This window comes from Sphingomonas sp. F9_3S_D5_B_2 (genome assembly GCF_054263715.1).
The window spans coordinates 162,861-182,465 of sequence record NZ_JBSZFB010000002.1; the positions used below are offsets into that span (position 1 = coordinate 162,861).

25 protein-coding genes are annotated in these 19,605 nt (G+C 65.9%); 20 read left to right on the top strand and 5 right to left on the bottom strand.

Annotation, left to right across the window (positions count from 1 at the left end):
- Nucleotides 1–26: 26 nt before the first annotated feature.
- Nucleotides 27–545, bottom strand: coding sequence for a DUF2939 domain-containing protein (locus ACUXST_RS06600; RefSeq protein ID WP_458389174.1), 519 nt, complete (start codon nt 543–545; stop codon nt 27–29).
- A gap of 195 nt (nt 546–740) precedes the next feature.
- Here ACUXST_RS06600 and ACUXST_RS06605 point away from each other — a divergent pair, with 195 nt between their 5' ends.
- Genes ACUXST_RS06605 through ACUXST_RS06615 form a run of 3 tightly spaced genes read left to right on the top strand, consistent with a single transcriptional unit; the run spans nt 741 to nt 2,454 of the window.
- Nucleotides 741–1,319: a hypothetical protein gene (locus ACUXST_RS06605; protein WP_458389175.1), complete on the top strand. Its 579-nt coding sequence runs from the start codon at nt 741–743 to the stop codon at nt 1,317–1,319.
- Nucleotides 1,319–1,534, top strand: a complete 216-nt coding sequence (locus ACUXST_RS06610) for a helix-turn-helix transcriptional regulator (RefSeq protein ID WP_458389176.1) — start codon at nt 1,319–1,321, stop codon at nt 1,532–1,534. The genes ACUXST_RS06605 and ACUXST_RS06610 overlap by 1 nt, the downstream gene beginning before the upstream one ends.
- 32 nt (nt 1,535–1,566) lie before the next feature.
- Nucleotides 1,567–2,454 carry an alpha/beta fold hydrolase gene (locus tag ACUXST_RS06615; protein ID WP_458389177.1) on the top strand — a complete coding sequence of 296 codons (888 nt, stop codon included), beginning with the start codon at nt 1,567–1,569 and terminating at the stop codon, nt 2,452–2,454.
- Here the strand turns inward: ACUXST_RS06615 and ACUXST_RS06620 are convergent, their stop codons facing one another.
- Entirely contained in the window at nt 2,455–3,411 is a 957-nt protein-coding gene (locus tag ACUXST_RS06620; RefSeq protein ID WP_458389178.1) for an aldo/keto reductase family protein, read from the bottom strand.
- Nucleotides 3,412–3,504: 93 nt separating this feature from the next.
- Between ACUXST_RS06620 and ACUXST_RS06625 the strand changes: the two genes are divergently transcribed.
- From ACUXST_RS06625 to ACUXST_RS06660, 8 genes are read left to right on the top strand one after another with little or no spacing between them, the layout of a single operon-like run.
- Nucleotides 3,505–4,521: a cupin-like domain-containing protein gene (locus ACUXST_RS06625; RefSeq protein WP_458389179.1), complete on the top strand. Its 1,017-nt coding sequence runs from the start codon at nt 3,505–3,507 to the stop codon at nt 4,519–4,521.
- The gene (locus ACUXST_RS06630) at nt 4,518–5,258 is read left to right on the top strand and encodes an alpha/beta hydrolase (RefSeq protein WP_458389180.1); all 741 of its coding nucleotides are present in this window, start codon (nt 4,518–4,520) and stop codon (nt 5,256–5,258) included. The genes ACUXST_RS06625 and ACUXST_RS06630 overlap by 4 nt, the downstream gene beginning before the upstream one ends.
- On the top strand, nt 5,255–5,950 hold the full coding sequence (locus ACUXST_RS06635) for a tetratricopeptide repeat protein (protein ID WP_458389181.1): 696 nt from the start codon (nt 5,255–5,257) through the stop codon (nt 5,948–5,950). Before ACUXST_RS06630 ends, ACUXST_RS06635 begins: the two co-directional genes overlap by 4 nt.
- A 5-nt stretch (nt 5,951–5,955) precedes the next feature.
- Nucleotides 5,956–6,372: a VOC family protein gene (locus ACUXST_RS06640; RefSeq protein ID WP_458389182.1), complete on the top strand. Its 417-nt coding sequence runs from the start codon at nt 5,956–5,958 to the stop codon at nt 6,370–6,372.
- Nucleotides 6,366–7,424 (top strand): NAD(P)H-dependent flavin oxidoreductase, encoded by a 1,059-nt coding sequence (locus ACUXST_RS06645; RefSeq protein WP_458389183.1) that lies wholly within the window; start codon nt 6,366–6,368, stop codon nt 7,422–7,424. The genes ACUXST_RS06640 and ACUXST_RS06645 overlap by 7 nt, the downstream gene beginning before the upstream one ends.
- A gap of 10 nt (nt 7,425–7,434) precedes the next feature.
- On the top strand, nt 7,435–8,154 hold the full coding sequence (gene gloB / locus ACUXST_RS06650; RefSeq protein ID WP_458389184.1) for a hydroxyacylglutathione hydrolase: 720 nt from the start codon (nt 7,435–7,437) through the stop codon (nt 8,152–8,154).
- A 38-nt stretch (nt 8,155–8,192) separates the two neighbouring features.
- Nucleotides 8,193–8,597 (top strand): hypothetical protein, encoded by a 405-nt coding sequence (locus ACUXST_RS06655; protein ID WP_458389185.1) that lies wholly within the window; start codon nt 8,193–8,195, stop codon nt 8,595–8,597.
- A gap of 60 nt (nt 8,598–8,657) precedes the next feature.
- Complete coding sequence (locus ACUXST_RS06660) at nt 8,658–9,062, top strand: hypothetical protein (protein WP_458389186.1); 405 nt, start codon at nt 8,658–8,660, stop codon at nt 9,060–9,062.
- 6 nt (nt 9,063–9,068) lie between these two features.
- On the opposite strand, the gene ACUXST_RS06665 is transcribed toward ACUXST_RS06660, so the two are convergent.
- Genes ACUXST_RS06665 through ACUXST_RS06675 form a run of 3 tightly spaced genes read right to left on the bottom strand, consistent with a single transcriptional unit; the run spans nt 9,069 to nt 13,571 of the window.
- On the bottom strand, nt 9,069–10,817 hold the full coding sequence (locus ACUXST_RS06665; protein WP_458389187.1) for an AMP-dependent synthetase/ligase: 1,749 nt from the start codon (nt 10,815–10,817) through the stop codon (nt 9,069–9,071).
- On the bottom strand, nt 10,818–12,512 hold the full coding sequence (ggt, locus tag ACUXST_RS06670; protein ID WP_458389188.1) for a gamma-glutamyltransferase: 1,695 nt from the start codon (nt 12,510–12,512) through the stop codon (nt 10,818–10,820). It lies immediately after the preceding gene.
- Between the two features lie 9 nt (nt 12,513–12,521).
- On the bottom strand, nt 12,522–13,571 hold the full coding sequence (locus tag ACUXST_RS06675; RefSeq protein ID WP_458389189.1) for a quinone-dependent dihydroorotate dehydrogenase: 1,050 nt from the start codon (nt 13,569–13,571) through the stop codon (nt 12,522–12,524).
- Between the two features lie 140 nt (nt 13,572–13,711).
- Between ACUXST_RS06675 and ACUXST_RS06680 the strand changes: the two genes are divergently transcribed.
- Genes ACUXST_RS06680 through ACUXST_RS06720 form a run of 9 tightly spaced genes read left to right on the top strand, consistent with a single transcriptional unit; the run spans nt 13,712 to nt 19,578 of the window.
- Nucleotides 13,712–14,116 carry an RrF2 family transcriptional regulator gene (locus ACUXST_RS06680; protein ID WP_458389190.1) on the top strand — a complete coding sequence of 135 codons (405 nt, stop codon included), beginning with the start codon at nt 13,712–13,714 and terminating at the stop codon, nt 14,114–14,116.
- Nucleotides 14,113–15,588: a Fe-S cluster assembly protein SufB gene (gene sufB, locus ACUXST_RS06685; RefSeq protein ID WP_458389191.1), complete on the top strand. Its 1,476-nt coding sequence runs from the start codon at nt 14,113–14,115 to the stop codon at nt 15,586–15,588. The genes ACUXST_RS06680 and sufB overlap by 4 nt, the downstream gene beginning before the upstream one ends.
- Nucleotides 15,581–15,757, top strand: a complete 177-nt coding sequence (locus ACUXST_RS06690) for a hypothetical protein (protein WP_458389192.1) — start codon at nt 15,581–15,583, stop codon at nt 15,755–15,757. Before sufB ends, ACUXST_RS06690 begins: the two co-directional genes overlap by 8 nt.
- A complete protein-coding gene (gene sufC, locus ACUXST_RS06695) occupies nt 15,744–16,484 on the top strand; it encodes a Fe-S cluster assembly ATPase SufC (RefSeq protein WP_458389193.1) in 741 nt (246 codons plus the stop codon). The genes ACUXST_RS06690 and sufC overlap by 14 nt, the downstream gene beginning before the upstream one ends.
- Nucleotides 16,481–17,218, top strand: a complete 738-nt coding sequence (locus tag ACUXST_RS06700) for a SufD family Fe-S cluster assembly protein (RefSeq protein WP_458389194.1) — start codon at nt 16,481–16,483, stop codon at nt 17,216–17,218. The genes sufC and ACUXST_RS06700 overlap by 4 nt, the downstream gene beginning before the upstream one ends.
- Complete coding sequence (locus ACUXST_RS06705; RefSeq protein ID WP_458389195.1) at nt 17,215–18,405, top strand: cysteine desulfurase; 1,191 nt, start codon at nt 17,215–17,217, stop codon at nt 18,403–18,405. The genes ACUXST_RS06700 and ACUXST_RS06705 overlap by 4 nt, the downstream gene beginning before the upstream one ends.
- Nucleotides 18,402–18,857, top strand: coding sequence for an SUF system Fe-S cluster assembly protein (locus ACUXST_RS06710; protein ID WP_458389196.1), 456 nt, complete (start codon nt 18,402–18,404; stop codon nt 18,855–18,857). Before ACUXST_RS06705 ends, ACUXST_RS06710 begins: the two co-directional genes overlap by 4 nt.
- Complete coding sequence (locus ACUXST_RS06715; protein WP_458389197.1) at nt 18,854–19,213, top strand: HesB/IscA family protein; 360 nt, start codon at nt 18,854–18,856, stop codon at nt 19,211–19,213. Before ACUXST_RS06710 ends, ACUXST_RS06715 begins: the two co-directional genes overlap by 4 nt.
- 47 nt (nt 19,214–19,260) lie before the next feature.
- Complete coding sequence (locus tag ACUXST_RS06720) at nt 19,261–19,578, top strand: hypothetical protein (protein WP_458389198.1); 318 nt, start codon at nt 19,261–19,263, stop codon at nt 19,576–19,578.
- Nucleotides 19,579–19,605 lie beyond the last annotated feature (27 nt).

Genomic DNA, 19,605 nt, shown 5'->3' on the forward strand with positions numbered 1-19,605 from the left:
GCATGTAGCGACGCGCCGCCAGACCCTCAACCGCCCGCGGGCGCAGGAAGATCGACGGCCGAGAGCTTCCAGCCGAGCCCCGAGCGGCGGAACACCAGTGCGCCCTTCGCCGGATCCTTGTCGCGGACCCGGAACGTGTCGAAGCCATCGCGCTCGATTATCGGATCCTCGCTCGCAGTCACAGGACCCGCCTTTGCACCGGCCCTGGCGCCAAGCTGCTTCTGGCGCGCGAACATGGCCGCGACGCCTTCCGGGCTAACGGCGCTGTCGACGATGGGACCAAGGAGCGCGAGCGCAACGGCCGTGCCCATTTTCCCGCCCCCCTCGCTGACCGGCGACTTGGCGAATTGCCCGGTGATGTAGCGTCGGAGGTCGCCTTTGAGGTCCTGGCGAAGCGCCGGATAATCCACGTAGCGGGAAACCTTGGCGGCATTCCGCTCCTCGGAAGCGGCACGCAGCTCATGCAGGGTCCAGAGCGGCGAAGCATACCACCACCCGCCCACTGCGAGCACGACAACGAGAACAATGGCCATGACCTTGCGCATTCAAAGAGCTGTGCGCTGTCCGCCCGGAGGAAAGCAAGGCCTCGCCGGCAGCCCCTCCAGCAGCGACCGAAGCGCAACTCGCGATCAGGCACCAGTCACTGGACCGTCCCTCGATCACGCGTAAAGCATGCTTGACAAGTGCGCCAATCGATGTAAAGGAGGCTTTGCAACTTGGAAAGGACACTTGCAATGGAATTGAGCGCATCAACCCGCGCGCAGTCGCGGCTGTGGATCGGCGCCTTCCTGGTCGCCACCTTCGGCAGCGGAGCGCTGGTCCGCGCGGGCGTGGTTCCCGGCTGGCCCGGTCTGGCTCTGTTCGCGGCCTCGTTCCTGCTGCTCTTCCCGCTCGTCCGCTCCGTCGAGCGGGCGCAGGCCGCGGCTGGCTGCAGTTCGAATGCGATGCGCGCCTATAACCGGCGGATCATTGTCGCCTCCTTCGCTTATGTGGCGCTGCTGCTCGGCGGCGTGGCGATCGGCCGCTACTATCCCACACCGCCTGCCGTTCGCTTGCTGCTCGCGGTCGTGGTGTCCGTGCCCATTCTCTTCATGATCAGGGCGATGGCACTCCTGCTTCGCGAAGAGCAGGACGAGTATCTGCGGATGCGCATCGTTCACCAGTCGCTGATCGCGACCGGGTTCCTGCTGACGGCAGGCACGGTCTACGGCTTCCTCAACGCGTTCGACCTTGCACCCAGGATCGACGCCTATTTCGTCGTGCCGGTGTGGGGACTTGGGCTCGGGGTCGGCCGCCTCTTCCAGCGCGAGCCAGCCTGATGGAGAACCGTCTTCGCGTGCTGCGCGCCGAGCGTAGCTGGAGCCAGCAAGACCTGGCCGAGCGGCTCGAGGTCTCGCGCCAGAGCGTCAACGCCATCGAGACCGGCAAGTACGACCCCTCGCTGCCGCTGGCCTTCCGAATTGCCGAGCTGTTCGAGCGGCCGATCGAGGAGATCTTCACCTCTCCGACCCGGCGCAGCTCCAAAGCGATCTGATCACCTGAAAAACCCGAAGAGGAGAAATCCAAATGCGTCTTTGCGCCCTCATCCTGGCTGCCCTTGCCGCGTCCACTCTCGACTGGTCGGGAACTGCACATGCCGCACCCGCCGCGAACGCCGAGCAACGCCTGCCGCACATCTCAATTACGAGCATCGGCAAAGGCAGCCCGATCGTCCTGATCCCCGGCCTGTCGACTCCACGCGCGGTATGGGACGGTGTGGTCCCCGAACTCGCTGCAAGCCATCGGCTGATTCTCGTCCAGGTTAACGGCTTTGCGGGCGATGAGCCTGGAGCCAACCTCAAGCCCGGGGTCATCGACGGTGTCGTCGCCGACCTCCACGGCTACCTGGCCGCCAACAAGCTGACCGGAGTCAAGGTCGTCGGTCACTCGCTCGGCGGCCTGGCCGCACTCGAGCTTGCCAACACTCATCCGGCCGACACCAGTGCGCTGATGATCGTCGATGCGCTTCCTTACGTGGGGTCCATATTCGTTCCCGGCGCCACCGTCGAACAGCTGAAGCCGCAGGCGGCCGCGATGCGCGACCAACTGACTGCCGGTTATGGCAGGCCGGCCGCCGGCGGGGAGCGGACAGCCGCTACGATGGCGATCACTCCTGCCGCGCAAGCCAGGGTCGCCGCCTGGATCGCCAAGGCTGACAGCCGCGTCGTTGGGGAAGCCATGTACGAGGATCTGACGACGGATCTGCGGCCCGATATGGCGTCGATCGCGACGCCGATTACGTTGGTCTATCCGACCACCAGCGCCATGCCCAAGGAAAGAGCCGACCCATTCTACCGGGGCGAATACGCCAACGCGCCGAACGTGAACTTCGTGCGCGTGGAGAACGCCGGTCACTTCGTGATGCTCGACCAGCCGCAGGCCTTTGCTGCGGCCCTCCGCAACTTCCTGAAGTGATCAGGCGGGCTCGCGGCTGAGCGCTTCGTCGATGATCTGCTCGGCACGCAGGAACAGCTGCGTGTCGACGATCACGCCGGAAGCGCCGGCATTCTCGCGGACCTGCTCCGGCCGCGAGGCACCGATGATTGCCGAAGCGATGTTCGGTTCGCGAAGCACCCAGGCGACGGCGAACTGCGGCAAAGTGAGCCCAGCCTCCTCCGCAACTGGCTTGAGCTGCTGGACGGCGCGAAGCAGGTCGGGCTCCATCAGGCGGCTCATGAAGCCGCCCATCTCCTGGCTCGAAGCGCGGGAGTCGCGCGGCGGCGGCGAGTCGGGATTGTACTTGCCGCTGAGCACGCCCTGGCCGAGCGGCGACCACACGATCTGTGAGATGCCGTTGGCCGCGCAGAGCGGGATGACTTCCGCTTCCGGTTCGCGCCAGACCAGCGAATATTGCGGCTGGCTGGAAACGAACTTCGCGACACCCGGCATCTCGATCGCTGCCTGGATGCGGTCCGCCGGCCACTCGGAGAAGCCGATGAAGCGCGCCTTGCCGCTCTCGACCGCGCGGGTGAGCGCTTCCATCGTTTCCTCGAGCGGCGTGTCCCAGTCGTAGCGGTGGCACTGGTAGAGATCGACATAGTCGGTCTTCAGCCGCTGCAAGGAGGCGTCCAGTTGCTTTTCGACCTGGAAGCGGGAGAGGCCGCGGTCCGTTTCGCTCATCGGGAAGAACAGCTTGGTGGCGAGCACGTAGCTGTCCCGTGAGCGCCCCTGCAGCGCATCCCCCAAGAAGGTTTCCGCGGCGCCGCGGCCATAAACGTTGGCCGTGTCGATGAAGTTGATGCCTTGGGCGAAGGCCTCGTCGAGACAGGCGCGCGCCTTGTCCGCTTCGACTCCCACGCCATAGGTCAGCCAGGAGCCAAGCGAGATTTCCGAGACCTCGAGGTCGCTGTCGCCGAGCTTGCGATATTTCACTGGATGACTCTCCTTCTCGAGCCGACAACCAGCGCAGGACCGTGCCGTTCCGGCGATTGCGCTTTGTCCGACTTGCTGGAAAGGGTCGCCGCGATGTTTGATCAGCTTCAGCGAGCAGAAGAGATTTCAGGCGCCGGACTGGAAGCCTTCCCGGACGAGGTCATCCGCGCCGCCCGCCCGGTAGTCATAAGGGGCGCGTTCAAGGACTGGCCCGTCGTTCGCGAGGCCGCGCGGTCGGACGAGGCTGCAGCGGCATATCTCGGGAGTTTCTACAACGGCCGGCCAGTTCAAACCGTGGTCGCTCCCGCTTCCGAGCGCGGCAGGTTCTTCTACGCCGAAGATTCGAAGCGAATGAACTTCCAGATATCGCCGCAACTGCTGTCGAACGTGCTCAAGGGCATCCTGCAGCAGGAGACGGCGGAGCAGCCGCTGGCGATCGCCATGCAGGCGGTATCGGCGCCCGATTGCCTGCCGGGCCTCGAAGAAGCCAATCCCAACCGGCTGGTGCCGGAGGGCACGCGGGCGCGGGTGTGGATCGGCAATGCGGTGACGGTCGCGCCGCATTTCGATGTCGCCGACAATCTCGCCTGCGTCGTCGCGGGCACCCGCCGCTTCACGCTGTTCCCGCCGGAGCAGACGCAGAACCTTTACCCGGGCCCGATGGACATCACGCCGGCGAACGTTCCGATCAGCATGGTGTCGATGACCGAGCCTGATTTCGAGCGTTACCCGCGCTACCGGGACGCGCTTGCCGCTGCCGTGGTGGCGGAACTGACGCCCGGCGACGCGGTCTACATCCCATACATGTGGTGGCACGGCGTTCAGTCGCTCGGGCCCTTCAATGTGCTGATGAACTATTGGTGGCACCGCAGCGCGGTTGCGGCACAGCACCCTTATGGGGCCATCCTGCACCTCGCCTACACGCTGTTCGGCGACATGCCGCCCGAGCACCGGAACGCGTGGCGGGCGCTGTATGATCATTACGTTTTCCAGACCCGGGGCGACCCGGTCGAAGCGCTTGATCCGCCGCATCGCTACTATCCGCGCGAGGTCGACCCGGCTCGGGTAACCCGCCTGAAGGAAGCGCTTCGGGACCTGCTCGGCTCGTGAGCGGCGGGGAGATCCGGCAGATCGACGTCGAGGGCAGGGGTGTCGCATGCCGGCTCCGGGAGGGACGGTCGCCAACCCTCGTGTTCCTGCCCGGCTACGCGTCGGACATGGAAGGGACGAAGGCGCTCGCCCTGAATGGATTTGCCGGGCAGCACGGCCTGGCGATGCTCCGGTTCGACTATTCCGGGACGGGCGCGAGCCCCGGCAGCTTCGAAGACGGCACACTGGCCCTTTGGCTCGCCGACGCGCTCGCTGTGGTAGACCAGGCGACAAGCGGACCGCTCATCCTCGTCGGATCGTCGATGGGAGGCTGGCTTGCGCTCCATATTGCGTTGCGACGGCCGGAGCGCGTGCGCGCGATCGTCGGCATCGCTGCCGCTGCCGATTTCACCGACTGGGGCTTCTCCGAGACGCTGAGGGACGCACTTCGGGAGCAACGACGTCTCGGCGATCCGGACTCGGCCGGTCCGCCAGGCATGACGTACCAATTCTGGCGATCCGGGCAGGATCTTCTGCTGCTCGGCACCGACATAGCCGTGCAATGCCCCGTGCGGCTGTTGCACGGCGACGCGGACAACGAGGTCCCACTGGACGTTGCGATGCGGATCAAGGACCGTCTTCGTTCAGGAGATGTCCAGCTGACCGTAGTCAAGGGCGGCGGGCATCGCCTGTCGGAGCCGCACGAAATCGATCTGCTCCTCCGCACCGTTGCTGCCCTTGTGGAGCGCCAGCCTTGATCCTTCCCATTTTCGCCGCCGCCGCCGCCGTCGCCGCCGCTGCACCCGCTTCCACCTGCCCGAGTTCTGCCACTCCCGATGCGCTGGTTTGCCGGGCACTGCAGGCACAGAGCGCAGGTGAACCGGCGACCGCAGCCCAGGCGTTCGAAGACGCCGCCAAGGCGTCGCCGGCGAACGACCCGCGCACCGCAAGCAAATGGGCGGCTGCTGGCAATCTGTGGATCGAGGCGGAACAGCCCGGCAAGGCGGCCTTCGATCTCGACCGTGCGCTTGCGATCCCCGGCCTGACGGGCGCGCAACGGGGTGAAGTCTTGCTTGACCGGGCCCGGGCGGCAGAGTCGCAAGGTGAGCTGAAGATCGCCCGGGCCAGGCTCAACGAAGCCGCATCGGCAATCCCGGGCGACCCCTTCTATTGGTACTTCTCGGCCGCACTGGCGATCCGGGAAGGCGATCCGGCGACAGCCCAGACAGCCATCAACAAGGCCCTTTCGCTCGCACCTGCGGACGCGACGATCCTGTTCGAGGCGGGGCACGTCGCCGATCTGACCGGAAATGACGACCAGGCCCGCAGCTACTGGATGCGTGCCGCCGCCAACGATCCGACCGGCCCGGTCGGGAAGGCGGCTGCGAAGGCGATCGAAATGCTTGGGGTCACGCCGACCGTGAAAAGCGAAGTGCAAGCTCCTAGATAGGCTGCATGCGCTTCCTCCATGCGATGCTTCGGGTCAGCGATCCTGAGGCCACCATCCGATTCTTCCAGCAGCTCGGCCTCGAGGAGCGGAGACGGATGGACAATCCGTCAGGCCGCTACACGCTGATCTTTCTCGGCGTGCCGGGCGACGAAGGCGGCGAGGTCGAGCTGACGTACAACTGGGACGAGGCCGGCTACACCGGCGGGCGCAACTTCGGTCACCTCGCCTACGAAGTGGACGATATCTATGCGACCTGCGAGCGGCTGATGGCCGCCGGCGTGACGATCAACCGACCGCCCCGCGACGGCCGCATGGCCTTCGTCCGCAGTCCGGATAATATCTCGGTCGAGCTGCTCCAGAACGGTCAGGCGCTCGCACCGGCCGAGCCTTGGTCGTCAATGCCGAACAGCGGCGAATGGTAGGCTGGCCGGACCAGCGATTTCTTGATCTGGTCGGGACAGAACACCCGATCGTCCAGGCACCGATGGCAGGCGCGAGCGGGGTCGACCTCTGCGCTGCGGCAATCGAAGGCGGCGCGCTTGGCTTTCTCCCCTGCGGCATGCTCAGCCCGGAGCAGGTGCGAGCGCAAGTTGGGCAAGTGCGCCGGCGCGCAAGTGGTCCGATCGGGCTGAACTTCTTCTGCCATCGAATGCCCGCCGAAGCAGATGACAGTTCCTGGCGGCAGTTGCTGAGCCCCTATTACCTGGAGTTCGGCGTCGAGCCCTCAGATGGCGGTCCAATGCGATTGCCGTTCGACGAGGCCATGTGTGCCATCGTCGAGGAAATTCGCCCGGCAGCGGTCAGCTTCCACTTCGGATTGCCAGCCGCGCCTCTGCTCGAACGCGTTCGCGCCGCGGGTGCCGTGGTCATCGGCAATGCGACGAACGTTGCAGAAGCACGATACCTGGAGGACGCCGGCATCGCTGCGATCATCGCCCAAGGTACGGAGGCGGGCGGCCACAGCGGACGCTTCCTGAGCGCTGAGCACGAGGACGCAACGGGCTTGTTCGCTCTTGTGCCGCAGATAGTCGACGCAGTGACCGTGCCCGTGATCGCGGCCGGAGGCATCGCCGATGCTCGCGGTATCGCCGCAGCGTTATGCCTGGGCGCGAGTGCCGTGCAGCTTGGCACCGCTTATCTCCACACGCCCGAGTCCGAAATCAGCGATGCACATCGCACCGGCCTCAAGTGCGGCCGCACGGTCGTCACCAACCTCATGACCGGCGGGTTCGCCAGGGGGCTCCACGGGCGGCTGGTGGACGAACTAGGTCCGGTTCGCAGTGAAGCGCCGCCTTACCCTCTGGCCAGCGCAGCCCTGACGCCGATCCGGGCTGCGGCCGAAGCGCGTGGTGAGTTCGGCTTCGGGCCCATGTGGGCCGGGCAGGGTGCCGCAATGGGCGAACCGCTCCCCGCTGCCGAACTGACTCGCAAGCTGGCCCGCGACTCGTTGGCCCTTCTTGGACGCAGCGAGTAAGGCAGTGGCGATGCAGATCGTTGCTGTCCCCGCATTCACCGACAACTACATCTGGCTGGTTCATGACGCGGAGAGCGGCGAGACTGCAGTCGTCGATCCTGGCGACGCGGAACCGGCATTGGCCGAGGCCGCGCGGCGCGGCTGGACCATCAGCCAGGTGTGGAACACGCACTGGCATCCCGATCACACCGGCGGCAACCTGGCCGTCAAGGCGGCAACTGGAGCTCGCGTATCGGGGCCCGAGCGGGAGAGGATTCCCGGGCGCGACGTTTCTCTCAACGAAGGCGACACAGTGCGCATCGGCAAGCACGTCGGGCGCGTCGTGGAAGTGCCGGGCCACACGCTGGGCCACATCGCCCTGCTTCTCGATGAGGACGGCGTCGCTTTCGTGGGCGACACGTTATTCGCCATGGGCTGCGGGCGCCTGTTCGAGGGAACGCCCGAGCAGATGCACAACTCGCTCCAGCAGCTCGCGTCGCTGCCGCCCGAAACCCGCCTCTACTGCGCACACGAATATACGCTTTCGAACGGGCGGTTCGCGGCTCATGCGGAGCCGGCAAACCGAGCGATGATGGTGCGGCTGGCGGAGGTCACGGAGCAGCGCGAACGCGGCGAGATCACGCTCCCCACGACGGTCGCGCAGGAACGCGAAACCAACCCCTTCGTTCGCGCCTCGACCTCGGAGCATTTTGCACAGCTTCGGAGGGAGAAAGACAGCTTCCGTTCATGAGCGCGAGCGTCATCTAGGTAGGTCGTCAGGAGGTTGTAATGCGTGGCATTTGGCTCCTTGTTGCTGCAGCTGCCGCGGCGTCCTGTTCCACAGCGCCAGAGCCGACCACCCGCTCGCCGCAGGGGCAACGGCAATTCGAGCAGCTGATTGCGGGGAAAGTTGCGGGGCCGCCGGTCTCATGCCTGCCGAGCTACCAATCGAACGACATGGTCGTGATTGACGAGCGAACGATTGCGTACCGGCTCGGCTCCGGCCGCGTGTACATCAACAACATGCGCGGCGCGTGCAACAATCTCGGCAATGGCACTGCCCTCGTGACCCGTAGCTTCGGGTCGCCCCAGACGTGCAGCGGCGACATCGCTCAGGTTGCGGACCTGACGAACCGAATGACGGTCGGCAGCTGCGTATTCGGCCAGTTCGTTCCCTACAGCAAACCGCGATAGCTCGAGCGAACCGCGCCTAAAGCGAGATCCCACGCGAACACAAGATGGATGAGGTTGAACATGCGAACAATTGCCCTTCTTATCGCCGGAGCAACGCTCGTCGGTTGCACGACGGCCACGTCGCAGCCCGATAGCGCTGCAGCCCAGCAGCGCCTCGACCAGCTGCTTGCGGGCAAGGTCGTGGGACCGCCGGTTGATTGCATCCCCGCTTATCTGAAGAACACGGGAACGGTGATTACGCCGCGTGCGCTTGCGTTCGAGGCGAGTGGCCGCGTCTACGTGAGCAGCACTGCCGGAAGCGGCTGCGAGGGCGTCTCCGGGCAAAACTATAGCCTGGTGACAACAACGCACGGCCCCTCGGGCCTCTGCGCGGGTGACATCGCTCAGTTGCGCGACCTGCAGACCGGCGTGACCGCCGGAAGCTGCTCGCTTTCACCGTTCGTCCCGTACTCACGTCCCCAGTAGGCGTCCTCAGCGGCTGTAGAGACCGCTGAGCCGGTCTCCGTAGACTATGGAGATGACGTGGCGCCGAATCTTCAGCGAGGGCGTCAGCTGTTCGTTTTCGATCGAGAATGCCGTCTCCGCCACGACGAAGCGACGGACGCGCTCGATCACGGATAGGTCGGAGTTCACGCGGTCGACGGCGCCCTGCAGGCGTTGCTGGAGGTCGGGAGCGTCCGCGATCTCGGCATCGGGAACCAGCAGCGCGACGAGGTGGGGACGTCGGTCGCCGTAGACCATCGCTTGCGCAATCTCCGGCTGAAGCGTCAGCATGCCCTCGATCCGCTGCGGGGCGACATTGTCGCCCTTGTCGTTGACGATCAGGTCCTTCTTGCGGTCCGTGATGACGATGCGGCCCTTGTCGTCGAGGTGCCCGACGTCACCGGTCGCGAGCCACCCCTCTCGAAGCACGCGCTCGCTTTCTTCCGGGTTGCGCCAGTAGCCTTGCATGACGTTCTCGCCGCGGACCATGATCTCGCCGTCCTCGGCGATGCGCACTTCGGTGTCCTTGAGCGGCACGCCGACCGTGTCGAGCCGGATGCCGGCGCTCGGCCGGTTACAGCTGATCACCGGGCCCGCCTCGGTCTGGCCGTAGCCCTGGAGGAAGGTGATGCCGAGCGACTGGAAGAACATCCCGACTTCCGGATTGAGCGGCGCCCCCCCCGACACCCACGCCTTCACCCGCCCGCCGACCTTGTTGCGAACCTTGCGCCGGACGGTCAGGCCCAGCAGCGCATCCATCGGCAGGTCCCACGGCTTGCTGGTTCCGTTGTAGCGGTCGGCGCCGATCTTCAGCGCCCGCTTCATCAGGTATTTCGACAGTCCGCCGCTGCCCTCGATCGACCGCAGGATGCGTGTCCGGAGCATCTCGAACAGACGCGGCACGACGACCATGATCGTGGGGCGAACTTCCTCGATGTTGGCGGCGAGTTTCTCGAGGCTCTCGGCATAATAGATTTGCCCCCCGAGCGCGATCGGGAAGTGCTGCCCTCCGCTATGCTCGTAGGCGTGGCTGGCCGGCAGGAATGACAGAAAGACCTCGTCGTCCCATCCGAAGTCGGTCGAGATGATGTCCGTGCAACCTTCGACGTTGTGCAGGATGGCGCCGTGGTGCTGGGGGACGCCGCGAGGCGCTCCGCCAGTGCCGCTGGTGTAGATAATGCAGGCAGGATCGGTCCGGCGCATGTGCTCGGCCTGCTCGCCGGCAGTGCCGTCAGGTTCACCGGCCGTCAGCTCCGTCCAGCGATGAACTTGGACGTTCTCCGGCGCCTGTCCGGTCCGCACGTCGTCGTCGATGCCGATGATGTGGCGGCAATCCGAAGAGGTGAGCACGGCCGGCACGAGGTTCTTGGCCAGCTTCTGGTTGGAGACGATGACTGCAGACGCGCCGGAATTGCCGAGGATGTGGGTGTGATCGCGCGTCGTGTTCGTGGTGTAGGTCGGGACGGTGATGCATCCCGCCGCCATGATGCCGAGGTCGGCGATCAACCACTCTGGCCGGTTCTCACTGACCAGTGCGACGCGGGCGCCCGGCTGGAGACCGATGCGGCGGAGACTGCCGGCAAGAGCCGCCACCTGCCGGGCTGCCTCCCGCCAGCTGGTCGATTGCCAGCCGCCGTCGCGCTTCGCCCAGAGAAACGGCTGCTCCGCCTTCTCCGCAGCGCGCGACAGAAAGAGCGCGACGAGATTTTCGAAGTGCTCGAGTTGGCGCGCGGCCACTTATTCGGAGACCGCCGCGCCTTCACTGCGCGGATCGGCCGCTCCGGCCCAATGTCCGTTCACCCACTCGATCGCGTTGCCCTTGAACGTCGTCGGCGGCCGGAAATCGATCGTGTGCCCCATCGCCTTAAGCTGCGGCGCCATTGCTTCGAGCGAGGTCCCGCGCTCGAGATAGACCGTGTCGGCGGGTGCGAAGATCGTCGGCAGCGCGATCGCCTGCTGCGCGGACAAGTGCCAGTCGATGACGCCGATAATCGCCTTCAGCACCTGCGCAGGGATTGTCGCTCCGCCGGCAGCGCCGATCGCGAGACGAATGTGGCCGTCGGGTCCGTAGACGATCGTCGGGCTCATCGAGCTGCGCGGCCGTTTGCCGCCTTCGACGCGATTGGCCACCGGCATCCCGTTCACAGTGGGCGTGAAGCTGAAGTCGGTCAGCTCGTTGTTCAGGTAATAGCCGTTGACCATGATGCCCGAGCCGAACGCGCTTTCGATGGTCGAGGTCTCGGACGCGACGTCGCCCCACCGGTCGACGGCGACGAAGTGCGAGGTTCCTTTCTCGGCGCCCTGCAGACCGGCCGCGGTGACCGGCGCTCCCGGAGGCGTTCCCGCGGCAACGCTGGTCAGTGCGAGGTCGGGCGAGATGAGTGCGGAGCGGCTTGCGAGATATGCCGGATCCATCAGCCCGGACACGGGGACCGGCACGAACTGCGCGTCGGCGAGATAGCGGTCGCGATCGGCGTAAACGAGCCGCATGGAATCCGCGATCAGGTGCCAGCTGGTCGGATTGTTGGGGCCGAGCGCCGACAGGTCGAACCGCTCCAGCTGCTTGAGCACGCCGAAGACCGTGGTCCCGCCCGACGAAGATGGCCCCATGCCGCAGATACGATAGCCGCGGTAGGTGCCGCAGACCGGCGGCTGCTGCTTGGCGTCGTAGGACGCAATGTCACCGGCGGTGAGCGGCGCGGAATTGTGGGGACTGCCGGTGACCGCGGCGGAAACAGCCTGCGCGTTGGGGCCGACGTAGAAGCCGTCCGGCCCCCGCGCTGCGAGCTGCTCAAGGAACGCTGCGAAGCCGGGGTTGCGGACGATCGTGCCGACGGCCTTGGCGCTGCCGTCGGGATTGTAGAACACGTCTCGCGCCTCTGCCGAGAACGCACCGGTGGCGCGATACGCGTGGAGCGAATTGTGAAGCCTCGGTGTGATCGCGAAACCGTCGCGGGCAAGGCGGATCGCCGGTTGGAATAGAGCGGCCCAGGCAAGCTTGCCGTGATCGCGATGCGCGAGCGCCATCATCCGGATGTTACCCGGCACGCCGACGCTCTTGCCGCCGGGCTGCGCGTCCGAGAATTCCATCGGCCGGCCGTTCTTGAAGAACCAGGTGCCGGTTGCGGCGGCTGGAGCGGTCTCGCGGCCGTCGTAGGTGACCGGGTCCGAGCCGTGGTCGGAATAGACGAGGTAGCCACCGCCGCCGATACCGGAGCTTTGCGGCTCGACGACGTTGAGCGCGAGCAAGGTAGCGAACGCCGCGTCGGCGGCGGTGCCGCCCTGGCGCAGCATCTCGACCCCAGCGGCAGCGGCACGCGGATCGGCGGCGCTGACCATCCCGGGCGCCGTCGCGGAGGTCGGTGTCTGGAGGGTGGTGCAGCCGGCGAGCGCGAGGGCTGCGGCGGCGAGCTTCAGGAGACGCAAACGCATGGCGGCCCGCTACTCGGTCCCGACCGCCTCGGCAATGTTGGCGAAGCCTTCGCGGGCCACTCGCTCGGCCAGTCCCTTGGCGATCCGGCGGGCGATGCCCGGCCCTTCATAAACCATCGCAGTGTAGAGCTGGACGAGGCTCGCGCCCGCCCGGATCCGCTCCCACGCGTCGTCCGCGTTGGCGATGCCGCCGACGCCGATCAGCGGTATCTCGCCACCGGAGGCACTCCGGAACTGCCGCAGCGCATTCAGTGCCAGTGCCCTCAGCGGTGCGCCGGACAGGCCGCCGGTCTCGACGGCGTGGCGCGACGTCAGGGGCGGGCGTGATACCGTAGTGTTGGAGACGATCAGTGCGTCGATGCCATGATCGATCGCGGCCCGGACGATGCGCTGGGGGTCGCCCTCGCTCAGGTCGGGCGCGACTTTCAGGAAGATGGGCGCCTCGCCGCGAGCTTCGCGGACTGCGGCAAGCAGTTCCTCGAGCGCTCCCTCGTCCTGCAGCCCGCGAAGGCCCGGCGTGTTCGGCGAGCTGATGTTGATCGTAATATAGTCGGCGGCGTCGCTCATTCGGCGGACGCCCGCGACATAATCCGCGACGCGGTCCGCGCTGGTCTTGTTGGCGCCCACGTTCACGCCAACGATGCCCTGCTCGTGGCGGCTCTGGCCGAGCCATTCGAGCGCCGCGAGATGCCCGTGATTGTTGAAGCCCATGCGGTTGATCACCGCGCGGTCTTCGGCGAGCCGGAACAGCCGTGGCTGCGGATTGCCATGCTGCGGCCGTGGCGTGACGGTGCCGATCTCGACGAACCCGAACCCGAGCGCCAGCATCTGGGCAGGCACTTCGGCGTCCTTGTCGAACCCCGCCGCGAGGCCAACGGGCGAAGGGAATTGCAGGCCTGCTACCCTCGACTTGAGGGACGGCGGAAACGGCCGCGCCCTCCGCGCCGGCATCAGTTTCAGCGCGGCGATGGTCGCGCGATGCGCCCGCTCGGCGTCGAGCGCGAAGGCGACCGGCCGAAGCAGGGAGTAGATGGACAGGCGTGTTCCCCCGAACGTCATGCCGGACTTCTTCCGGCATCCACCGACGACCGTCACTCACTTCCCGAAATTGCTCCATGAAACAAGTTCGCCGCGACGAGCCGCGGTTGAGTTTCCAAGGCGAACGCACTAAATCGGACTAGAAAGCTCCGAATAGACTCATGCGCCTTAGCCACCTTGCCGATTATGCGGTCGTCCTGATGACCGCTGCCGCCCGTCGACCCGCCGGCGCGCGCCTGAGCGCGACCGAACTCGCTGGGGAGACCGGCGTGCCATTGCCGACCGCGCAGAAGGTGATGGGACAGCTTGCCGGCTGCGGCCTGCTGAGCAGCGTTCGCGGGGCGTCCGGCGGCTTCGCGCTGTCCAGGGCGCCGGCCGAGATCAGCCTCGCCGACATCGTCGAGGCGGTCGAGGGCCCCATCGCGATGACGGTCTGCTCCGGGCAGGAGGGCGCGTCCGACTGCGCGCTTGACGCCCACTGCCGGATCAAGCCGCACATGGGTCTCGTCGGAACGGCCGTTCGCGGCGCGCTCGGCGCGGTTAGCCTTACGGAGCTAGCCCGATGACCGACACCGTGCGCAACCGCGAGGCTCAAGAAGCCGCCGAGAAGCTGGCCGACTATGAGTGGGGCTTCGTCTCCGAGATCGAGCAGGAATTCGCGCCCAAGGGCCTCAGCGAAGAGACGGTGCGGTTCATATCGGCGAAGAAGAACGAACCGGAATGGATGCTCGAGTGGCGTCTGAAGGGCTATCGCGCCTGGCTCGAAATGGAAGAAGTGAGCTGGGCCAAGCTGGACATCCCGGAGATCGATTTCCAGGATGCATATTATTACGCCGCGCCCAAGGCGAAGGAGAAGCTTGGGTCGCTCGACGAGGTCGATCCGGAAATCCTGCGGGTCTACGAGAAGCTTGGCATTCCGATCGAGGAGCAAAAGGTACTCGCCGGCGTCGAGGGCGCGCGCAAGGTCGCCGTCGACGCGGTGTTCGACAGCGTCAGCGTCGCCACCACCTTCCGCGAGGAGCTGAAGCGCGCCGGCGTCATCTTCCTGTCCATCTCCGAAGCGATCCGCGAATATCCGGACCTCATCCACAAATATCTCGGCAGCGTCGTGCCCCAGCGGGACAATTATTTCGCGTGCCTCAACAGCGCCGTCTTCTCCGACGGGACCTTCGTCTACGTGCCCGAGGGCGTCCGCTGCCCGATGGAGCTGTCGACCTATTTCCGCATCAATGCCGAGAACACCGGCCAGTTCGAGCGCACCCTGATCGTTGCCGACAAGGGCAGCTACGTCTCCTACCTCGAAGGCTGCACCGCGCCGATGCGCGACGAGAACCAGCTGCACGCGGCGGTGGTCGAGATCTTCGCCCACGAGGACGCCGAGGTGAAATACTCGACGGTCCAGAACTGGTACCCGGGCGACGCCGAGGGCAAGGGCGGCATCTTCAACTTCGTCACCAAGCGTGCGCTGTGCAGCGGCGACCGCTCGAAGGTCAGCTGGACGCAGGTCGAAACCGGCAGCGCCATCACCTGGAAATACCCCAGCTGCATCCTGAAAGGCGACGGCAGCGTCGGCGAATTCTACTCGGTCGCGCTGACCAACAACCGCCAGCAGGCCGACACCGGCACCAAGATGATCCACATCGGCGCCAACACGCGGTCGACCATCGTGTCGAAGGGCATCAGCGCGGGCCGCAGCGACAACACGTATCGCGGTCTCGTGCGAGTGCTGCCGAAGGCGGAGAACGTCCGCAACTTCACGCAGTGCGATTCACTGCTGCTTGGCGACCAGTGCGGCGCGCACACGGTGCCCTACATCGAGGTCAAGAACCCGACCGCCACGATCGAGCATGAAGCGACGACCTCGAAGATCAGCGAGGACCAGCTCTTCTACGCGATGAGCCGCGGGCTCGATCAGGAAGCGGCAGTGGCGCTGATCGTCAACGGTTTCGCCCGCGAGGTCTTGAAGCAGCTGCCTATGGAGTTCGCGGTCGAGGCGCAGAAGCTGCTCGGGATCAGTTTAGAGGGTTCCGTTGGGTAAGTACGACGCAATGACCGTCAATGAGCGGCTCTTCGAAGCAGGCCTATTGGACGCTTATGATGTCGCTGTGCGGAGTGGCGATCTCAACGAGATCCATGCTGTCCTAAAGCAGGTCGATCTTCGGCAGGACGAGACGGGAATGAACTGGTCGATTGATGCTGACGATTGAAAACCTCCATGCGACCGTCGGCGACAAGCCGATCCTCAACGGCGTGTCGCTCGATGTACCCGCGGGCGAAGTGCATGCGATTATGGGGCCGAACGGTTCGGGAAAGTCGACGCTCGCCTACACGCTTGCGGGTCGTCCGGGCTACGAGGTGACCGAGGGCTCGGTTGAGTTTGACGCCCAGGCACTGCTTGACATGGAGCCGCACGAACGCGCGGCGGCCGGCCTGTTCCTCGGCTTCCAATATCCGGTCGAAATCCCCGGCATTTCCTACCTGCAGTTCCTGCGCGAAAGCCTCAATTCGCAGCGTCGTTCTCGCGGCGAAGCGGAGCTTTCGGGGGGCGAGTTCATCCGCCTTGCCCGCGCCCAGTCCGAAGCGCTCGGCATGAATATTGAGATGCTCAAGCGGCCGGTCAACGTCGGCTTTTCCGGCGGCGAGAAGAAGCGCGCCGAGATGGTCCAGATGGGCATCATGGACCCGAAGTTCGCGATCCTCGACGAGACCGACAGCGGCCTCGACATCGATGCGCTGAAAGCCGTCGGCGCCGGCATCAACCGCATCATGCGCGCACCCGACAAGGGCGTGCTGCTCATCACCCACTACCAGCGCCTGCTCGACTATGTGCAGCCGGACCGCGTGCACGTCCTGCGCGCCGGCCGAATCGAGCGCAGCGGCGGGCCCGAACTGGCGCACGAGCTCGAGCGCGAAGGCTATGCGGAGGTCGCATGACCGCACCGTTCCCAACTCACAAGCAGGAGGACTGGCGCTACGCCGATCTCGACGCGCTGAAGCCCGTCTGGGAGCAGTTCGCCGAACCCCTCACGCTGACCGTCGCCCCCGCCGAGAGCTTCGAAGAAGTTTGGCTTCCTGGCGGTGACGATGTGCAGATGCGCCGCGTGCGGCTTGCGCTTGGCGAAGGCGCGAAGGCGCGCATTTTCGCACTGAATGCCGCACCGGTGTACGGCCGCGTGGAGCTCGAAGTCAGCCTCGCGGAAGGCGCCGACTTCGCGCTGTTCGGAGCCAACATCGGCAGCGGCGTATCGACCAACGAGTTCGTCACCGTTGTGAAGCACATCGGCCCCGCCGGCCGATCGCGCCAGACGATCCGGTCGGTGCTCGGCGGCAGGGCCGTCGGATCCTACCTCGGCAGGGTCGAGGTCGCTCGCGGCGCCCAGCAGACCGACGGTGAACAGTCCATCAAGGCCATGCTGCTCGATCGCGGCGCAACCGCCAACTGCAAGCCGGAGCTGGAAATCTACGCTGACGACGTGAAGTGCGCGCACGGCGCCAGCGTCGGCGAGCTCGACGCGATGCAGATCTTCTACGCCGAAAGCCGTGGCCTTGACCCGGCAAGCGCCCGGGCGCTCCTGCTCGAAGGCTTCGTGATGGGCTTGTGGGACGGGGCGGCCGACGGCGAGGCTATTTCCGACGCAGCGCGAGCTGCGCTGAGGAGGGTGGTGTGAACGCCCCCGTCAGAATCAACTCCGCACTGCAGGTCCGCGACCAGTTTCCGGGCATCGAGAACTGGCACTATCTCGACAGCGCCGCGACCGCTCAGAAGCCGCAAGTCGTCATTCACGCGATCGCGCGAGCCTATGGTCCAGACTACGCGACGGTGCACCGCGGGGTGTACCAGCGCTCGAGCAACATGACCGGCCGTTACGAAGCGGCGCGAGCCGCCGCGGCGAACCTGATCGGCGGCCAGGCGAACGAGCTGGTCTTCACCCGAGGCGCGACCGAGGCCATCAACCTCGTCGCCCGGACGCTGCCGAGGAACGGCCGCAACCGCGTGCTGCTCTCGCAGCTGGAGCACCACAGCAACATCGTCCCCTGGCAGCTCGCCGGCTTCGAAGTCGACGTGGTGCCGCTGACGTCCGACGGTCAGATCGATCTCGATGCCGCCGAAGCGATGCTCACCGACCAGCATTGCCTAGTTGGATTCGCCCACGTATCGAATGTGCTCGGCTCGATCCTCGACGCCAGGCGAGCTGCGGAGATCGCTCACTCCAAGGGGGCGCTGCTGCTGCTCGACGGGTGCCAGGCCGTACCCCGCGTCAGTGTGAACATTGGGAACATTGGCGCGGATTTTTACGCCTTCTCCGGCCACAAGCTCTACGGCCCGACCGGAATCGGCTGCCTATGGGGCAGGGCCGAGCTCCTCGCCTCCATGCCGCCGTTGCAGGGCGGCGGCGCGATGATCGACACGGTCACCTTCGAAGCGAGCACCTACCTCGACGCTCCCGCCCGGTTCGAAGCGGGCACGCCGCACATCGTCGGAGCGATCGGTCTTCATGCCGCGGTCGACTGGGTCGAGAAGCTTGGCTTCGACGCCATCCACGCGCACGAAAGCGCGTTGGTGGCGGAGACGCGCGCCGCGCTTTCGCACATCGGCGGCGTGACGCTCTACGGACCCGAGGACAGCGCCGGCATCGTCAGCTTCAACGTCGACGGGGTGCATCCGCACGACACCGCCACCATATTGGACGATGCGGGCGTCGCCGTTCGCGCCGGCCACCATTGCGCACAGCCGCTGATGCGCTGGCTCGGCGTGGAGGCGACCGCACGCGCGAGCTTCGCGGCGCACAGCGACAGCTCGGACGTGGCGGCGCTGGTGCACGGTATCGAGCAGGTGAAACGGATCTTTGGATGAACGAGCAGGGCAAGATCGAGACCGAGGAAGTCGAAGCGGTGCCGACGCCGCCGCGCGCGCGGGTCACGCCCGAGTTCGAGCGCAAGCGCGACTATCTCGCGGGTTTCCTGGCCGGCGAGACGGCAGAGGAGCCGAAAGGCGGCGCGGGCAGCGACCTGCAGGCTGCGGTCATCGAGGTTCTCAAGTCGGTTTACGATCCCGAGATCCCGGTCGACATCTACGAACTTGGGCTGATCTACGACGTCGACATCTCGGAGGACGGCGACGCGACGATCACCATGACGCTGACGACGCCGCACTGCCCGGTTGCGGAATCGCTCCCGAACGAAGTCGAGCTTCGGGTCCTCTCCGTTCCCGGCATTCGCGACAGCATCGTCAACATCGTGTGGGATCCGCCGTGGGACCCGTCGAAGATGAGCGACGAAGCGCGCCTCGAACTGGGAATGCTATGAACAAGGAAACGAAGCTCCGCGCCCGTCCTGCGGCGATCACGCTGACCCCGACCGCGGAAGCACGCATTGCCGAGCTGATGAGCCGCGCGCCGGCGGACGCGATCGGCGTCAAGCTGTCGACGCCGCGCCGTGGTTGCTCCGGGCTCGCCTACTCGGTCGATTACGTGACCGAGGAGCAGCGCTTCGACGAGAAGATCGAGACTCCCGGCGGTACCTTCTACGTCGACGGCGCGTCCGTGCTCTACCTGATCGGGTCGACGATGGACTGGCGCGAGGACGACTTTGCCGCCGGCTTCGTGTTTGAGAATCCCAACGCCAAGGGCTCCTGCGGATGCGGAGAGAGCTTCACCGTTTGATGCGACTCGGAGGCATCTGCTAGTCCGGCTTACGAAGGAGAAGGACGATGCGTCTGTTGTTCCTTGCAAGCGCGGTGATCATCGCCACCGGGGCCGGCGCCGCAGCGCCGCCAGAGCAGGTGCTTCCGCCTGCTCAGGAGGCGGGCGAGATGCTGGTCGTGAACCCCAACGTCCCCTTCAGAAGCGGATGCCCGCCGACCAGTCGTCACGAAGCTGCACGGCGCGGCGGCCAGCTCAAGGCGACGCCGCTCGACGAACTTCCGGATGCCGACATGTACAAGGCTGTCTACCGGCGGATCGACGGCTGCGTAGTGCCGGTCATCGCCAGATATGGAGTGGCATCGGACGCTGCTGCGGGCCGCTAAGGCGGCTTGCCGGAGCGCACGTGGGCG

What these genes read in the sequence shown, in the direction of transcription:
- ACUXST_RS06600 (WP_458389174.1), bottom strand. Translation starts at nt 545, where the DNA reads ATGCGCAAGGTCATGGCCATTGTTCTCGTTGTCGTGCTCGCAGTGGGC.
- ACUXST_RS06610 (WP_458389176.1), top strand. Translation starts at nt 1,319, where the DNA reads ATGGAGAACCGTCTTCGCGTGCTGCGCGCCGAGCGTAGCTGGAGCCAG.
- ACUXST_RS06615 (WP_458389177.1), top strand. Translation starts at nt 1,567, where the DNA reads ATGCGTCTTTGCGCCCTCATCCTGGCTGCCCTTGCCGCGTCCACTCTC.
- ACUXST_RS06625 (WP_458389179.1), top strand. Translation starts at nt 3,505, where the DNA reads ATGTTTGATCAGCTTCAGCGAGCAGAAGAGATTTCAGGCGCCGGACTG.
- ACUXST_RS06640 (WP_458389182.1), top strand. Translation starts at nt 5,956, where the DNA reads ATGCGCTTCCTCCATGCGATGCTTCGGGTCAGCGATCCTGAGGCCACC.
- ACUXST_RS06645 (WP_458389183.1), top strand. Translation starts at nt 6,366, where the DNA reads ATGGTAGGCTGGCCGGACCAGCGATTTCTTGATCTGGTCGGGACAGAA.
- gloB (WP_458389184.1), top strand. Translation starts at nt 7,435, where the DNA reads ATGCAGATCGTTGCTGTCCCCGCATTCACCGACAACTACATCTGGCTG.
- ACUXST_RS06655 (WP_458389185.1), top strand. Translation starts at nt 8,193, where the DNA reads ATGCGTGGCATTTGGCTCCTTGTTGCTGCAGCTGCCGCGGCGTCCTGT.
- ACUXST_RS06660 (WP_458389186.1), top strand. Translation starts at nt 8,658, where the DNA reads ATGCGAACAATTGCCCTTCTTATCGCCGGAGCAACGCTCGTCGGTTGC.
- ggt (WP_458389188.1), bottom strand. Translation starts at nt 12,512, where the DNA reads ATGCGTTTGCGTCTCCTGAAGCTCGCCGCCGCAGCCCTCGCGCTCGCC.
- ACUXST_RS06675 (WP_458389189.1), bottom strand. Translation starts at nt 13,571, where the DNA reads ATGACGTTCGGGGGAACACGCCTGTCCATCTACTCCCTGCTTCGGCCG.
- ACUXST_RS06680 (WP_458389190.1), top strand. Translation starts at nt 13,712, where the DNA reads ATGCGCCTTAGCCACCTTGCCGATTATGCGGTCGTCCTGATGACCGCT.
- sufB (WP_458389191.1), top strand. Translation starts at nt 14,113, where the DNA reads ATGACCGACACCGTGCGCAACCGCGAGGCTCAAGAAGCCGCCGAGAAG.
- sufC (WP_458389193.1), top strand. Translation starts at nt 15,744, where the DNA reads ATGCTGACGATTGAAAACCTCCATGCGACCGTCGGCGACAAGCCGATC.
- ACUXST_RS06700 (WP_458389194.1), top strand. Translation starts at nt 16,481, where the DNA reads ATGACCGCACCGTTCCCAACTCACAAGCAGGAGGACTGGCGCTACGCC.
- ACUXST_RS06710 (WP_458389196.1), top strand. Translation starts at nt 18,402, where the DNA reads ATGAACGAGCAGGGCAAGATCGAGACCGAGGAAGTCGAAGCGGTGCCG.
- ACUXST_RS06715 (WP_458389197.1), top strand. Translation starts at nt 18,854, where the DNA reads ATGAACAAGGAAACGAAGCTCCGCGCCCGTCCTGCGGCGATCACGCTG.
- ACUXST_RS06720 (WP_458389198.1), top strand. Translation starts at nt 19,261, where the DNA reads ATGCGTCTGTTGTTCCTTGCAAGCGCGGTGATCATCGCCACCGGGGCC.